Source organism: Elizabethkingia sp. YR214 (assembly GCF_003058195.1).
Lineage (GTDB): Bacteria > Bacteroidota > Bacteroidia > Flavobacteriales > Weeksellaceae > Elizabethkingia.
Genome location: NZ_QBUH01000003.1, coordinates 360,306 through 376,390, shown reverse-complemented (window position 1 = coordinate 376,390; position 16,085 = coordinate 360,306). Strand labels below are relative to the sequence as shown.

At 36.4% G+C, this 16,085-nt stretch carries 17 protein-coding genes; 12 read left to right on the top strand and 5 right to left on the bottom strand.

From position 1 onward, the window contains the following. Positions 1-2 precede the first annotated feature (2 nt). The 4 genes from C8J95_RS07860 to C8J95_RS07845 are packed head-to-tail and all read left to right on the top strand — an operon-like array spanning position 3 to position 3,387. The gene (locus C8J95_RS07860) at positions 3-770 is read left to right on the top strand and encodes a UDP-2,3-diacylglucosamine diphosphatase (RefSeq protein ID WP_107807863.1); all 768 of its coding nucleotides are present in this window, start codon (positions 3-5) and stop codon (positions 768-770) included. 3 nt (positions 771-773) lie between these two features. After that, positions 774-1,355 (top strand): Crp/Fnr family transcriptional regulator, encoded by a 582-nt coding sequence (locus C8J95_RS07855; RefSeq protein WP_059324215.1) that lies wholly within the window; start codon positions 774-776, stop codon positions 1,353-1,355. A gap of 59 nt (positions 1,356-1,414) precedes the next feature. Beyond that, positions 1,415-2,335: an NAD-dependent epimerase/dehydratase family protein gene (locus tag C8J95_RS07850; RefSeq protein WP_107807862.1), complete on the top strand. Its 921-nt coding sequence runs from the start codon at positions 1,415-1,417 to the stop codon at positions 2,333-2,335. Between the two features lie 47 nt (positions 2,336-2,382). Next, entirely contained in the window at positions 2,383-3,387 is a 1,005-nt protein-coding gene (locus C8J95_RS07845) for an acyl transferase (protein WP_107807861.1), read from the top strand. Between the two features lie 87 nt (positions 3,388-3,474). Here C8J95_RS07845 and aqpZ read toward each other — a convergent pair whose 3' ends face one another. From aqpZ to aceB, 3 genes are all read right to left on the bottom strand, one after another. Beyond that, the gene (gene aqpZ / locus C8J95_RS07840; RefSeq protein ID WP_009087912.1) at positions 3,475-4,194 is read right to left on the bottom strand and encodes an aquaporin Z; all 720 of its coding nucleotides are present in this window, start codon (positions 4,192-4,194) and stop codon (positions 3,475-3,477) included. 155 nt (positions 4,195-4,349) lie between these two features. Further along, positions 4,350-5,624, bottom strand: coding sequence for an isocitrate lyase (gene aceA, locus C8J95_RS07835; RefSeq protein WP_107807860.1), 1,275 nt, complete (start codon positions 5,622-5,624; stop codon positions 4,350-4,352). Positions 5,625-5,662: 38 nt separating this feature from the next. Continuing rightward, on the bottom strand, positions 5,663-7,228 hold the full coding sequence (gene aceB, locus C8J95_RS07830) for a malate synthase A (RefSeq protein ID WP_107807859.1): 1,566 nt from the start codon (positions 7,226-7,228) through the stop codon (positions 5,663-5,665). 77 nt (positions 7,229-7,305) lie between these two features. Between aceB and C8J95_RS07825 the strand changes: the two genes are divergently transcribed. Both C8J95_RS07825 and C8J95_RS07820 read left to right on the top strand, forming a co-directional pair. Then, entirely contained in the window at positions 7,306-8,811 is a 1,506-nt protein-coding gene (locus C8J95_RS07825; RefSeq protein WP_107807858.1) for a helix-turn-helix domain-containing protein, read from the top strand. A gap of 21 nt (positions 8,812-8,832) precedes the next feature. After that, positions 8,833-9,486, top strand: a complete 654-nt coding sequence (locus C8J95_RS07820) for a ComF family protein (protein ID WP_107807857.1) — start codon at positions 8,833-8,835, stop codon at positions 9,484-9,486. A gap of 5 nt (positions 9,487-9,491) precedes the next feature. On the opposite strand, the gene upp is transcribed toward C8J95_RS07820, so the two are convergent. Beyond that, positions 9,492-10,142 carry a uracil phosphoribosyltransferase gene (gene upp / locus C8J95_RS07815; RefSeq protein WP_059154291.1) on the bottom strand — a complete coding sequence of 217 codons (651 nt, stop codon included), beginning with the start codon at positions 10,140-10,142 and terminating at the stop codon, positions 9,492-9,494. Positions 10,143-10,363: 221 nt separating this feature from the next. Between upp and C8J95_RS18920 the strand changes: the two genes are divergently transcribed. After that, the gene (locus tag C8J95_RS18920; RefSeq protein WP_255412745.1) at positions 10,364-10,498 is read left to right on the top strand and encodes a hypothetical protein; all 135 of its coding nucleotides are present in this window, start codon (positions 10,364-10,366) and stop codon (positions 10,496-10,498) included. A 27-nt stretch (positions 10,499-10,525) separates the two neighbouring features. Continuing rightward, the gene (locus tag C8J95_RS07810) at positions 10,526-11,368 is read left to right on the top strand and encodes a phospholipase (protein WP_107807982.1); all 843 of its coding nucleotides are present in this window, start codon (positions 10,526-10,528) and stop codon (positions 11,366-11,368) included. Between the two features lie 221 nt (positions 11,369-11,589). Here the strand turns inward: C8J95_RS07810 and der are convergent, their stop codons facing one another. Then, a complete protein-coding gene (gene der, locus C8J95_RS07805; RefSeq protein ID WP_034868925.1) occupies positions 11,590-12,900 on the bottom strand; it encodes a ribosome biogenesis GTPase Der in 1,311 nt (436 codons plus the stop codon). A 227-nt stretch (positions 12,901-13,127) separates the two neighbouring features. Here der and C8J95_RS07800 point away from each other — a divergent pair, with 227 nt between their 5' ends. The 4 genes from C8J95_RS07800 to murA all read left to right on the top strand — a co-directional run bounded on the left by C8J95_RS07800 (position 13,128) and on the right by murA (position 16,076). Beyond that, positions 13,128-13,607: a heme-binding domain-containing protein gene (locus C8J95_RS07800; RefSeq protein WP_107807856.1), complete on the top strand. Its 480-nt coding sequence runs from the start codon at positions 13,128-13,130 to the stop codon at positions 13,605-13,607. 7 nt (positions 13,608-13,614) lie between these two features. Continuing rightward, positions 13,615-14,034: a thiol-disulfide oxidoreductase DCC family protein gene (locus tag C8J95_RS07795; protein WP_107807855.1), complete on the top strand. Its 420-nt coding sequence runs from the start codon at positions 13,615-13,617 to the stop codon at positions 14,032-14,034. Positions 14,035-14,109: 75 nt separating this feature from the next. Further along, positions 14,110-14,769 carry a DUF4290 domain-containing protein gene (locus C8J95_RS07790; RefSeq protein ID WP_034868592.1) on the top strand — a complete coding sequence of 220 codons (660 nt, stop codon included), beginning with the start codon at positions 14,110-14,112 and terminating at the stop codon, positions 14,767-14,769. Then, the gene (gene murA, locus C8J95_RS07785) at positions 14,769-16,076 is read left to right on the top strand and encodes a UDP-N-acetylglucosamine 1-carboxyvinyltransferase (protein WP_034868590.1); all 1,308 of its coding nucleotides are present in this window, start codon (positions 14,769-14,771) and stop codon (positions 16,074-16,076) included. Before C8J95_RS07790 ends, murA begins: the two co-directional genes overlap by 1 nt. The last annotated feature ends 9 nt before the right edge of the window (positions 16,077-16,085 follow it).

Here is a 16,085-nt window from a genome sequence, read left to right as displayed (position 1 = left end):
TTATGAAAATTGATTTACAAGAAGGTAAAAAAATATATTTCGCTTCCGACCAGCATTTTGGAGCTCCTACTCCTAAAGAAAGCAAAGTTCGTGAAGCAAAATTCATCCGTTGGCTGGACGAAATAAAGAAGGATGCACAGGTTCTTTTCCTAATGGGTGACCTTTTCGATTTCTGGCACGAATGGCAACATGTAATTCCTAAAGGTTATGTAAGACTTTTAGGCAAACTTGCCGAATTAAAAGACAGCGGAATAGAACTTTACTTTTTTGTAGGCAACCACGATCTGTGGATGAAATCTTATTTTGAAGACGAACTGGAAGTTCCGGTTTATTTCACAAAAAAATACTACGAAATTTCAGGTAAGAACTTTCTTTTAGCCCATGGCGACGGACTAGGTCCCGGAGACAAAGGCTATAAAAGAATGAAAAAACTTTTTACCAATCCTGTAGCACAATGGTTTTTCAAATGGCTACACCCTGATATCGCCATGAGAATAGCATTATACCTTTCTCAGAAAAATAAAATGATCAGCGGTGAAGAAGACAAAGAATTTCTGGGTGAAGAAAAAGAGTTTTTAATTATCTACGCCAAGGAAAAATTAAAAACTGAAAAGATCGATTATTTCATTTTTGGCCACCGACATCTGCCAATGGTACTGGATCTGAATGCCGGACAATCAAAATACATTAACCTTGGTGACTGGATTGGCTATTTCACTTATGGTGTTTTCGATGGAGATCATTTTGAATTAAAAACCTACGAAGGATAAAATATGGAAAATCATCCCCTCATAGAAGTTATCAACAAAACAACACCTTTTGAGGAGGAAGATATCAGATTGTTTTTATCTGTTTTTGAAGAGAAAAAATTTAAAAAGAACACACTTCTGCTGGAGGCCGGAAAAACAGCTCATGAAGCCTTTTTTGTTATCAAAGGAGCTTTACGCCAATACTACATCAATGAAGAAGGACATGAAAGAGTCTGTTATTTCGCTTTTGAAAATGAATTCCTGACAGATTTAGAAAGTTTTTCCAGACAGATTCCGGCCACATCCTTTATTATTACCCAAGAAGAAACTACCTGCCTTGTTACCAGCTGTGTTAATCTTGCAAATGCAATGAGAGCGTCTGAGAATATTGCAACTTTCTTTAAAGTTATTGTTGAAAATGTAGCTACAGAAAGTATGCGCAGAACAAAATCACTACTCTCCTTTTCTCCGGAGAAACAATTCCTGGAACTGATACAGGAGAAACCACAAATCCTGCAGAGAATTCCGCAACGATATATTGCACAATATCTGGGAATAGCCCCGGAAAGCCTGAGCAGAATCAGGAAAAGACTGATACAATCCTAAAACCTTAACCCAAGTCATCGTTTTAGGTATAACATTGCTAATATTTTTACAAAAAAATTATGCAGACAATACTTGGTGCCGGCGGAGATATAGGAACTCCATTAGCAAAAGAACTTAGAAAATACACTGACAAAGTCAGACTTGTTGCCCGAAATCCCAAAAAAGTAAATCAGGATGATGAATTATTTGCCGCCGATTTACTTGATGAAAAAAATGTTATTCAGGCTTTGGAAAACACAGATGTAGCCTACCTTACCGTGGGTCTTCCTTATGATTATAAAATTTGGGAGAAACAGTGGCCAGTTATTATACAAAATGTAATAAAAGCATGCCTTACCAATGGTACAAAACTCGTTTTTCTGGACAATGTATATGCATACTCTGAAAAAGAAATCGGAAACATGCATGAAGACAGCCACATTAATCCTCCTTCTAAAAAAGGAAAAATAAGGGAACAACTCATCAAAAAACTCCATGAAGCTGAAAAAAATAACGGATTAAAATTAATTATCGCTAAAAGTGCTGACTTCTATGGACCTGATTCAAGAAATGGTATTTTGAATCTTTTAGTTATAGATAATTTTAAAAAAGGTAAAAAGGCACAATGGCAATCTGATACTACCAAAGTTCATTCTTTCACCTATACCATTGATGCAGCCAAAGGCCTTGCATTATTAGGTAATACAGTTTCCGCATACGGGCAAAACTGGCACCTCCCAACTTCTTCGGAAAGATTAAACGGCAAACAATTTATAGAACTTGTCGCGGCAGAACTAAATACAAAGCCTCAATATACTTTGTTATCTTCTTTTATGCTAAGACTGGCAGGCTTATTTTCTAAAACAATAAAAGAGCTTATAGAAATGCAATACCAGAATGACAGAGACTATTTCTTTAACAGTGAAAAATTTGTTCAGGAATTCAACTTTACACCGACAACCTATAAACAAGGAATAAAGGAAATTCTAAAAACCTCATAGCTCCCACAAAAACTTCGTAAATTTGTAGCGTTTTTGACATTAGTATTATGAAGTTAGACATTTTTAATATAAAAACAGAAGAGGATTTCACACAGGCTTGTCTGGAAACATTTCGTTATCAGTATCAAAATATTGAAGTTTACAGAAAATTTACAGACTATCTGAATATCAAACCCGAGGAAATTACTCAGATAGAGGATATTCCTTTTCTACCAATAGAAATGTTTAAAAATCATACAGTAGTTGATCAAAACAAAAAACCTCAATTTTATTTTCAAAGTAGTGGTACCACACAAATGAACCTTTCCAAACATTGGATTTATGATGCCAGGCTATACGAAGAAAGTCTTTATAAAAGCTTTGAGCAATTTATTGGTAAACCTGAAGACTTTGTTTTCCTGGGGCTTCTGCCCAATTATCTGGAAAGACAAAACTCTTCGTTGGTTTATATGGTAGATTATCTGATGAAGGTTTCTAATCAGCCTGAGAATGGTTACTTCTTATATAATCATGAAGACCTTCTAAAGCAGATTCAGCATCTGGAAAAGGAACAGAAAAAATACATTGTATTTGGAGTTTCTTTCGCTTTATTGGACTTCTTAGATACCCTGCAACAACTTAATATAACCAACTTTAAAATCCCCAATGGTATTGTTATAGAGACCGGAGGAATGAAAGGTAGAAAAGAAGAGATCACAAAAGATCAGCTTCTTCAGGAATTACAAACAGGTTTTGGTACTGAGAAAATTTACTCCGAATATAGCATGACAGAATTATTATCACAGGCTTATTCAAAAGGGAATAATGAATATGAAACACCGAACTGGATGCGGATTCTGATCCGTAATACAGAAGATCCGTTTTCGTATATAGATGAGAGACGTACCGGGGCTATCAATATTATTGACCTAGCCAATAAGCATAGCTGTGCATTTATTGCCACACAAGATTTGGGACGTTTTGATATTGATTCATCTGGTAAAAGAAAATTTCAGGTTCTGGGAAGAATAGACCACTCAGATATCAGAGGCTGTAGTCTTTTGGTTAGCTAAAAAATATTTGATTATTAGAATGACAAATAATCAAAAAAGACCCTCTTTTCAGAAGGTCTTTTTTGATATTCAATATTTTGTTACTGCTTAGTTAGCAATTTCTTCTCCACCGTCGCGCTGAAGCAAAAACTTGTAGATCAGTCCACCGGCAATACCACCAAGAATTGGCGCTACCCAGAACAACCATAATTGCTGTAATGCTACTCCACCTACAAATAAAGCCTGAGAAGTAGATCTTGCCGGGTTAACAGAAGTATTGGTAATTGGAATTGAAATCAGGTGAATCAGTGTTAATCCTAAACCAATTGCCAATCCTGCAAATTTACCATTAGCCCATTTATCTGTTGCTCCCATAATAATAATCAGGAAGAAAGCGGTTAGTAAAAACTCCGCAAGGAAAGCTGCACCCATAGAATAACTTCTTCCATTATAGCCTGGCATATCGTAGAAGTTGGTTGCAAATGCTCCCGGTCCTTCAGCAGAAAATGCACCAGCACCATTCAGGATAATGTAAAGACAACCAGCCGCCGCTGCCGCTCCCAATACCTGAGCAATAATATAAGGAACAAGATCCTTTGCACTAAATCTTCCGCCCGCTAAAAGCCCGAAAGAAACGGCAGGATTAAAATGTCCTCCGGAAATATGACCAACAGCATATGCCATTGTAACAACTGTTAACCCGAAGGCTAATGCCACACCTAATAATCCTATACCAATGTCGGGAACACCGGCTGCAAATACTGCACTACCACACCCTCCGAATACTAACCAAAAGGTGCCAAAAAACTCAGCGAATAATTTTTTCATTTCATTAATATTTTAATATTTGTTTATCAAATGTAAAAAATATTCTGCAATCCTGATAGATGTTATGCTGTTTTAACATTCAAACCATAGTGTTTTTGCTTTTGTTACAAAACCTATCTTGCATGAAATGATGGCATTACCCTCACTTATTTTTTTTAAAATTGAGCAGCTTCTGTAGAACCTTTTAGAGCTACCGTCGCTGCTTCTCCAGCTGTAACGATAGTCTGAATCTCATCGAAGAAACCTGTTCCCACAAAAGACTGATGTTTTACAGCGCGGAAACCTTCCTGCTGCAATGCAAATTCTTTCTCTTGTAATTGAGAATATCCTGCCATCCCATGTTCACGATATGCTCTTGCTAATTCAAACATAGAATAATTCAGGGCATGGAATCCAGCAAGTGTAATAAACTGGAATTTGAATCCTAACACTGCTAAGTCTTCACGGAATGTCTCCATTTCCTGCTGACTTAGCTTAGAAGCCCAGTTAAAAGACGGAGAGCAGTTATATGCCAATAATTTTCCCGGATATTCAGCATGAATAGCTTCAGCAAACTGCCGTGCCTCTTCTAAATCCGGATGAGAGGTTTCCATCCATAACAAATCTGCATATGGTGCATAAGCCAATCCTCTGGCTATTGCCTGCGGTACACCTGCATTTACTTTAAAGAAGCCTTCAGAGGTACGCTCTCCTGTTATAAAAGACTTGTCTCTGTCATCAATATCAGAAGTGAGCAAATCTGCAGCATCAGCATCTGTTCTCGCAATAATAATACTAGATACACCGCAAACATCTGCCGCCAATCTCGCTGCAATTAGTTTATTTATCGCTTCCTGAGTCGGCACCAATACTTTACCGCCCAAATGACCACATTTTTTGGCAGAAGAAAGCTGATCTTCAAAATGTACTGCTGCTGCTCCGGCTTCTATCATTTGCTTCATCAGTTCATAAGCGTTGAGATTCCCTCCAAATCCTGCTTCAGCATCAGCCACAATAGGAACCAAGTACTGCTTCGACTGATCTCCGTTTACTCTGTTAACAGACTGAATCTGATCTGCACGCAGCAAGGCATTATTAATTCTTTTCACAACTGCCGGAACAGAATTGGAAGGATACAATGACTGATCCGGATACATTTCTCCGGAAAGATTTGCATCTGCAGCAACCTGCCAACCGCTCAGATAAATTGCTTCCAGTCCGGCATCTACTTCCTGTACAGCCTGATTTCCGGTTAACGCACCCAATCCGGCTACGTACTCCTGGCTATTAAGTTTGTTCCAAAACTTCTCAGCCATCAGCTGTGCTATGGTATAATCTATTTTATAACTTCCACGTAACCGAAGTACATCTTCCGGTGTATACGGGCGAATTATACCATTCCATCTTGGGTTTTCACTCCAGTCCTGTTGTAGTTTCTGAATAGTTTTCATAATAATATTTATTTTTCGGTTTGATTTATTTTTTGATTTCAGATGTATTTATAGGCTCTTAATGTTAGAAAATCCTCAAAATTTTCTTCAAAAACCATATCCTGTAGCAGTTGTGTTGCCAGCGCAAAATTTCCATCAGCATATCGTGCAGTTCCTACATATTCTTTTATTTTCACCAACTCTTCATCCTGCCATTTCAGATAATTTTCTTTTGTAAGATATTGTCCGTCTTCTAAAGGCTTTTGTGAATGGAACACCTGCCACAATTGGGTTCGGGAAATTTCTGCTGTTGCAGCATCTTCCATCAGATTGTAAATAGCCGCGGCACCAACTCCTACCAGCCAGGATTCGATATAGAGAATTCCTACATTGATATTCTTGCGTACACCTGCTTCAGTAATTGTACCCTGTGGAACAGTCAGCAGATCTGCTTCAGCAATATTGTATTCTTCTTTTTTCTGATCAATCTGATTTCGAGTAGGCATTCCGGCATCGAAGACTTCTTTGGCAACACTTACCAAAGCCGGATGCGCCACCCAGGTTCCATCATGACCATTCTTCACTTCGCGTTCTTTATCTGCCCTCACTTTTGCAAAAGCTACTTCGTTGGCATTCTCATCATGTTTGACAGGAATTTGTGCAGCCATACCTCCCATTGCAGAAATACCTCTTTTATGACAGGTTTTTACCAAAAGCTTTGAATACGAACTCATAAAATGGATAGTCATTGTCACCTGATCTCTGTCCGGTAATATAAATTCAGGGAGCTTTCTGAACTTTTTAATAAATGAAAAAATATAATCCCAGCGCCCACAGTTCAGTCCTGCCATATGCTCTTTCAGAGAATAAATAATCTCATCCATCTGAAAAGCTGCTGTAATAGTTTCGATTAAAACAGTTGCCTTAATCGTATTTTGTGGGATCCCAAGATAATTTTGTGAGAACAAAAAAACTTTATTCCACCATGCCGATTCATGATAGCTCTCCAGCTTCGGAAGGTAAAAATAAGGCCCAACTCCATTTTCCAATTGCTTTTTGGCATTCAGAAAAAGGAAGATTCCAAAATCAATTAAAGAACCTGACGCCTGCTCTCCATTAATAAGAATATGCTTTTCATTTAGATGAAGTCCTCTCGGACGTACCAGCAAAACTGCAGGCTTATCATTCAGAATATATTGCTTCCCTTTGATTTCAAAATCAATATTCCTGTTATTCAAATCTCTGAGATTCACCTGTCCATCCATTACATTCTCCCAGGTAGGAGAATTACTGTCTTCAAAATCAGCCATGAAACAATTAGCTCCGGAATTCATAGCATTAATAATCATCTTACGGTCAACAGGACCAGTAATCTCTACCCGTCTGTCCTGTAAAGAATCTGGCAGCGGTTCACATACCCAGTTTCCATCCCTTATTTCTTCGGTCTCTTTCAAAAATCGAGGTAAAATCCCCTGATCAAATTCCTTCTGCAAAACCTTTCTTTTATCTAAAAGAGCTTGTCTCTCAGCATTAAAATGCTCATGCAACTCTGTTAAAAACGATTGTAATTCAGCAGAGTAGATCTCTTCATACTTTTTTGAATGTTGAATACTAAATTTTTCCATGAGTCTGATTTTTTTGCTAATGTAAAAATAAATTTTCACCAACAGCGAATTTTCGCTAAAAATAAAAATAAATTATTATGCGAATAATCGCTTTTATTTTTTATATTTATTTTATGAATATCGAGAGCGATTATATACGTACTATTTTCGGGGTAAAGCTGAGACAGCTCCGCCAGCAGAAAAACTGGTCACTACAGGAAATTTCTGAAAAAACGGGCATGTCCAAATCTTACCTGAACGAAATAGAAAAAGGAAAAAAATATCCCAAGCACGACAAAATATTAGCTCTGGCAGATGCTCTGGATTGTAATTTCGATGAATTAGTCTCTATCCAGCTCGATAAAAATCTGGCCCCAATTGGAGAACTGATGCAAAAAGATTTCTTTAGAGAACTTCCCCTGGAACTTTTCGGAATCAATAAAAATTCACTTATCAACATTGTAAGTGAAGCGCCCAAAAAAGTAAATGCCTTTATCAACACTCTTATAGAAATTGCACAGACATATAATTTTGATAAAGATCATTTCTATCTTTCAGTACTACGATCCTTCCAGGAGCTTTACAATAATTATTTCCCGGAAATTGAAGAAAAAGCCATCGAATTCAAAAAAAAATATGGACTTACGACAATTAGTATTCAGATTTTAGAGGATATACTGAAGCAAGAATCAGGTTACCAGATTTACTATGAAGACTACGAAGAACAGGGACAGCTAAAGCATCTGCGTTCTTTATATTCTACAGATCATAAAGTTCTTTCTATTAATCAGAAACTTGGGGAACAACAAAAACTTTTTATTCTGGCAAAGGAAATCGGATTTCAGTATTTAAATCTGCAATCTCGTCCAAATACTTATACCTGGGTAAAGTTCACCAACTTTGATAGTCTTGTTAACAACTTTTATGCATCTTATTTTGCAGGCTGCCTTCTTATTCCGAAAGATCAGTTGATACAGGAAACAAAAAGTATATTTTCTGATAAGGAATGGAATAATGAAAAGTTTGATCACCTTATAGAAAACTATACACAGTCTCCAGAAACACTTTTTTACAGGCTTACTAACATTCTTCCTGAATTTTTCGGGATGAAAGACATCTTTTATTTGTGTTTTGTAAAAAGAAAAAATAGTGATAAAATAGATATCCTGAAAGAACTGCACCTCAACAGGCATCAGGCCCCACATGCCAATACAACCAACGAACATTATTGCCGCCGATGGATTGCTATAAAAAACATGCAGAACCTTTCCGATTCCAAGAGCCTGACAGCTATACAGATATCGGAATACGAAAATTCAGGTCTCAATTATCTGGTGATATCCACATCTCAAAAAAATCCTTTTGCCGATGGTAATAACAGAAGCTATTGTCTGGGAATTTTACTAAATCCTGAAACGACAAAACAAATAAAATTTCTAAAAAACATATCCAGAGAAAGTGTAGGAGTTACATGTGAAAGCTGCTCTATAAAAGATTGTGAAGTACGTCAGGCTCCAGCTATAAAGCTGGAAAAGCAAGAACTTAATGAAAAGATACAAATCTCTGTTGAAAAGAAACTGAGAGAAATGAAAAATAAATCATAAATTAATGACTCAATATGAGTTATGAATTTATTTACAGATATATTGTTTCCAAACCGATGCCTCCAATGCAATCACATTATTGGTGGAAAAGACATTATTTGTGAAGAATGTTATGATCAAGTAGATTTCACCCATTGGGAGGCATTCCCGGAGGCACCATTGCAACGCAAATTATCTTCTCTTTTCCCTATCGAAAATTCTTATGCTTTGATGAATTTTGAGAAGGAAGGCCTTAGCAGAAAATTAATCCATAATCTCAAATATGCTAATCGAGAAATTATAGGGGATACACTAGCCCGGTGGACAGTGGAAAAAATAAATCTAAAATCAAAACCCGATATACTAATTAATATTCCGCTACATTTCAAAAAATTAAAAAAACGAGGCTACAATCAGTTACATCGCTTTACAGAAGTATTATCAAAGGAATGGGATATTCCATACAATCACCATTATTTAAAAAGAACTGCTTATAGTACTGCCCAGGCCAGAAAAAAATTGATACACAGAAAGGAGAACAGCGATATATTTACAGTTCCTAATCCTGTTGAAAATATTCATTTTCTTCTTGTCGATGATGTATGTACTACCGGAAGCACTTTGACTTCCTGTGCCTGGGAGATATTAAAAACGCCCGGCAGCAAGCTGAGCGTTTTAGTTATGGCAATTGATTAATTTGCTTATCGTTGTAATTTTTCTCCATAAGAAAGATCACCTGCATCTCCTAATCCTGGTGTAATATAACCTTTGGATGTAAGGGCAGCATCTACAACACCTACCCAAAGATGTGCTTCAGGATAAGCTTTACGAATAACCTCAACTCCCTCTTTACTTGCAATTGCTGCTACAATATGCATTTGTGATGGTGTACCGTGGGTTAATAAATCTTTTATAGCTTCAATAAGAGATGCTCCGGTTGCTAACATCGGATCTGCAATAATTAATGGGCGACCTGTTAAATTCGGACAAGTAAGATAATCCTGCTTTATAGAAAAATAATCGTTTGCGTCGTGTTTTCTGTATGCTGCCACAAAGCCACAATCAGCTTTGTCCAAATAATTCAGAATTCCCTGAAATAATGGAACTCCGGCTCTCAAGATTGTAGTAATCACTGGTTGTACTGCGATTTCTTTTGATGTGATTGTCTCCAATGGTGTTACAATCTCAACTTCTTTTTGTTCAAGCTGCTTACTAATTTCAAATGCTGCTATCTCTCCGATACGTTCCATATTTCTACGAAACTTCATCCTATCTCCTTGAACATCAACATTTCTTAAATCATTAATCCACGAATTGACAAGGGAAAAGTTTTCTGATAAAATATAAAGCATGAATTTTTATTTTGAGTTAAACAAAAATACGATTAAAAAAACTGAATCAAAAGCTTTACAGACACAAAAAAATATTACCTTTAGTTAATTCTTTCCCCACCAGATTTTTATGGATATTAGCCCATAAGTATTATTATCTATGATACTGAAATCGGAGACAATGCACATGTAGGCGCTTTATCTTTAGTGATGAAAGGAGAAATACTTTCCGATAATACATCATGGCACGGAAGCCCGGTAAGGGGAAAATAAAAATTAACGAGCATTTGTCTATTGTAGATGAGTTGGTAGGAGAACTTCATTTCTCCAAAAGAGAGATGAATGAACAGGCTTCAGCCTGTAAGGATTTTATATGAAAAATGGATATAATTACAATACAAAAAATGACTAGACTATATTTCCGAATCATTCAGCGAACTATTTTTCTTTGCCTCTCTACATCGGGTATAATGTGGGGACAAACACATTTATATAACAACACTAAAATAGACAGTCTTACATTTGTTAATACCAGAAAAGCATTAAATAATCTTTCTACAGAGAATTTTCAAAAAAAGGTTTTCAGCTACAAAGACAAAGAATTGCCTTACAGATTTCTGATACCTCAAAATATTGATAACAAAAAGAAATATCCTCTGGTTATTACATTTCACAATTCATCCAGAATTGGCAACGACAATGAAAATCAGTTAGAACACCTCGCAAGAATATGGCTTAGGAACGATATTTATAGTCAATACAATTGCTTTGTTATGGCACCTCAGTTTGGAGAACGTTCATCTAATTATACAGAAAACAATGAGGGCACTCTTTTCTCAAAACCTTCCGAAAAAGTATTGGTATTACCAGAACTCATTAAGAAAATAACAACCGAATATCCGGAAATCGATAAGAACAGAATATACCTGATAGGCTATTCTATGGGCGCCTCTACAGCTCAGGATCTACTAAATATTGCTCCCGAAACATTTGCAGCCATCGTTTCCATTGCAGCTGTTCCGAATTTTTCGAATCTTAATAAAATAAGAAACAAAAAGATATGGCTGATTCACGGAGGTGAGGATAATGAAAATCCATATGCTGGAAGCGAGGTGCTTTACAAAAAACTTACTGGGAATAAAAATCTTTTATTTACCACTTACACATATCTTAACCATAATAATATTATGATTCCTTTTCTACTGAATGATGAGATTCCGAAATGGTTATTTGAAAAAAGAAAATAGCAATTACCTCCAGAAGAGGTTTAACCAATTGATCTATTGTATATGTCGATTTTTCAGACGGATTTTCTGATGCTACAAAAACTTTATAAAGCTCTGAAATAAAAACTTCGTTTGTGAAAAAAGTTCTGATCATTAACCCATATACAATCCGACAAAGTATTTAATTTATTTAGCCCTTTAAAAAAACCTTGCTAAGATTAATCTTAACAAGGGTTTCATTATTATTTTTGTCTGAAATATACTTCTATCGGAACTCCGGTAAAACCAAACTCTTTACGCAGCTGATTTTCGGTAAATCTCTTATAAGGCTCCTTCACGTATTGTGGAAGGTTACAGAAAAATACAAACTGTGGAGAAGGTGTTGGCAACTGTACACAATACTTAATTTTTATGTACTTACCTTTTATTGCTGGTGGTGGCGTTCCTTCGAATATTGGTAACATCACCTCATTAAGCTTAGAGGTTTTGATTTTCTTTTGACGGTTTTCATAGACTTCCATTGCTGTTTCTACAGATTTCAGAATTCTTTGCTTTGTAAGAGCAGAAACAAAAAGAATAGGAACATCGGAGAACTGACCAATCTTATTACGGATCGCTTGTTCAAAATCACGCATTGTATTGGTTTTCTTATCTTCAACCAAGTCCCATTTATTAACAAGAATTACAATACCTTTTCTGTTTCGCTGTGCAATACCAAAGATGCTCATATCCTGAGCTTCCCATCCTAATTCAGCGTCTACCATAATAATTACCACATCCGAATTCTCAATGGCTCTTACCGAACGCATTACAGAATAGAACTCTAGGTTTTCAGAAACTCTGTTCTTTTTACGCATCCCTGCAGTATCTACCAATACAAATTCGTGTCCAAATTTGTTATACAAACTTTGGATGCTATCTCTTGTCGTACCTGCTATATCAGTAACAATATTACGTTCGTTATCCAAAAGAGCATTCGTCATTGTAGACTTACCAACATTCGGGCGACCTACAATTGTAATTTTAGGAAGACCTTCAAACGGATCTTTATATTCTGTTGTAGGGAAATCTCTTACCACATCATCCAACAAATCTCCTGTACCAGAACCGGTAGCAGATGAAAGTGTAAAATACTTATCAATTCCTAATTGATAAAATTCCGTTGCCGGAAGCTCTTCTCTCGAAGAATCAACTTTGTTTATAACAATATAAACAGGTTTATTCGATCTTCTTAGCAAATGATAGATTTCATAATCTGTATCTGTAAGACCTTCTTCAACATTCATCATAAAGATAATGGAAGTCGCTTCATCTACTGCAAGCTGTACCTGCTTACGAATCTCCTCTTCAAATACATCATCAGTACCTACATCATAACCACCTGTATCGATTACAGTAAACTCTACTCCGTTCCATTCCGATTTGCCATAATGACGGTCACGGGTTACTCCGGCTGTAGAATCTACGATAGCTTCTCTTCTCTCTAAAAGTCTGTTAAAAAGGGTGGATTTTCCAACGTTGGGACGCCCAACGATTGCAACAATATTTGACATAAAATTTTGTTTCTCTTCGGCCTCACTCAGCGTATAGTATAATCTGAGCGAAAAAGAAGACGTTAAAGAATGGGTTACCCGGTCTTTCCGAGCCCAAAAATTTTTGCAAAGATACGAATTTAGTTTGTTGTTACCAGCTTTATATTTACAGGGGAACAAGTTTATATATTGAAGATGAACATATAAGCAATATTTTTTATAAATTTGATAAGGAAACTTCACTTTCAATGAAAAAATTTTTGGTTATACTACTGGTTGCTTTCATTATCATTCAGTTTTTTCCGATTGATAAAGTCAACCCACCTGTGAATGAAAGGATGGATTTTCTTACTATAAAGAAAACTCCTGAAGAAGTCAGTAAGGTTATTAGAAATTCCTGTTATGACTGTCATTCCAATGAAACTAAATATCCATGGTACAGTAATATTGCTCCTGTATCCTGGTGGATGAAAGATCATATTATTGATGGCAGAAAACATCTTAATTTTTCTACCTTTGCACTTTATGACACAGAAAGACAACTCAAAAAGCTGGACGAGTCTGTGGAGATGATTGAAAAAGATAAAATGCCTCTGGAAACCTACCTTCTGGCCCATCAAAATGCCAGACTTAGTGACACGGATAAAAAGATGCTGATCAAATATCTGAAAAACGCCAGAACAGATACCGAAATCAAATACAATACGACTGAACAGGAACAGCCGTAACAAAAAAATGCATATACAAAATAAACATATTGTTCTGTATGATGGTGATTGCCCGATGTGCAATTACTGGGTAAATTTTATTCTGAAACGCGACGATAAAAACAAATTTATGTTTGCTGCACTCCAATCAGATTTCGGACAGGATTTTCTAAAAAAGAGAAACTTGAACCACATCGTATTCAATACAATTTACCTGTTAAAACCTCAGCAATACTATCTGGTAAGATCTAAAGCAATCTTTAAGATCTTTTCTTTACTAGGTGGTATATATCGTCCATTATCATGGATGAAGTTTATACCCGAATTTATTTCTGATACTGTTTATGATTTTGTTTCCCGAAACCGGAAAAAAGTAGACGTTGAAGCCTGCCCTATTCTGACCATTGAGGAGAGAAAAAAGTTTATAACTGAGCCATTCCTGACCTAAGTCGGAATACTTTTGGGAATATAAAAACCAAAATAAAAACACTATCTTTGACCCTTATTTTACATCCGTCTATCAATGGAATACAATACAGAAAGAACACCACTATATATGCCTGAATATGGGCGCCTTATACAATCTCTGGTAGAGCATTGTAAAGCACTTCCTACCAAAGAAGAACGAAACGAAATGGCAAATGCCATCATCGCTTTCATCGGGCAAAGAAATCCGCATCTTCGTGATGAAGAAAATTATAATCATAAACTTTGGGATCATCTTTTTATCCTTGCAGATTATAATCTGGATGTAGATTCTCCATACCCGATTCCTACCGCTGAAGAATTACAACAGAAACCTAAAAAATTGGAGTACCCTTCTTATGATAATGAGTATAAGTTTTATGGTAAAAGTATTCTGCAACTTATAGATAAAGCAATTTCTCTTCCGGAAGGTGAAGAAAAAGAGGCTTTGATTCAGGTTATTGCTAACAATATGAAGAAGTCATATAATGTTTATAACAAAGAGCATGTACAGGATGAAGTAATCTTCAGACATCTAAAAACGCTTTCCAACGAACAACTAGACATTACAGGTGTTGACTCTTTAGAAAAGAGTAAGATTTATCATTCTGGCAACAACCACAGAAACAAAAACCAAAACCAGAATCAAAATAATAAAAACAACCAGCAGAAAAGAAGAAATTTCCAGAATAATCATAAAAACAACCGAAAGAATTAATGAGTAACGCATTTCAAATACGAGGAGGAAAGCCTTTATCCGGAGAAATTACTCCACAAGGTGCAAAAAATGAAGCATTGCAGATTCTTTGCGCTGTGCTTTTAACAGGTGATGAAGTAAGAATTAAGAATATCCCGGACATTAAAGATGTTAATCAGCTTATTGACATATTAAGAGACCTGGGCGTTATTATTACAAAAAATGGTAAAGGTGACTATACCTTCAAAGCAGATAACATTAATTTCGATTATATCAAGTCTCCGGAATTCAAAATGAACGGAGCAAAGCTAAGAGGTTCTGTTATGCTTTTAGGCCCGCTTTTAGCACGTTTCGGTGAGGCATATATGCCAACACCGGGTGGTGACAAAATCGGAAGAAGAAGACTAGACACTCACTTTCAGGGATTTGTTGAACTAGGAGCTGAGTTTCATTATGATGAAGAGCAATATTTTTATTCATTAAAAGCCAAAGAACTTCACGGTAAATTCATCTTATTGGAAGAAGCTTCCGTAACTGGTACAGCGAACATTCTAATGGCTGCTGTTCTGGCTAAAGGAAAAACCAGAATTTACAATGCCGCCTGCGAACCTTACCTTCAGCAACTTTGTAAGATGCTAAACAGAATGGGCGCTAATATTTCCGGTGTAGGATCAAACTTATTAACTATTGAGGGTGTTGATCATCTTCACGGAACAGAGCATACAATGCTTCCGGATATGGTAGAAATAGGTTCATGGATCGGACTTGCAGCGATGACAAAGTCTGAAATCACTATTAAAAATGTTAACTGGAATCAATTAGGGATTATTCCTGATACTTTCAGAAAACTGGGAATACAATTAGAAAGAAGCGGAGAGGACATCTACATTCCTGCACAGGAACACTATAAGATACAGAAATTTATTGACGGTTCTATCCTTACAGTTACCGATGCTCCGTGGCCAGGTTTCACTCCGGATTTATTGTCTATTGTTTTAGTTGTTGCTACTCAAGCAAAGGGAACTGTTTTGGTTCACCAGAAGATGTTTGAATCCCGCTTGTTCTTTGTGGATAAATTAATCGATATGGGAGCACAGATTATCCTTTGCGACCCGCACAGAGCAACAGTAGTAGGACTAAATCACGAAGCTCCACTAAGAGGTACAACAATGACATCACCGGATATTCGTGCCGGAAACGCACTGCTTATTGCAGCTTTATCAGCCGAAGGAAAATCTATTATTCATAATATAGAGCAGATTGACAGAGGTTACGAAAATATAGACGGAAGATTAAAGGCTCTGGGAGCAGATATCCAGAGAATATAATAACAAATA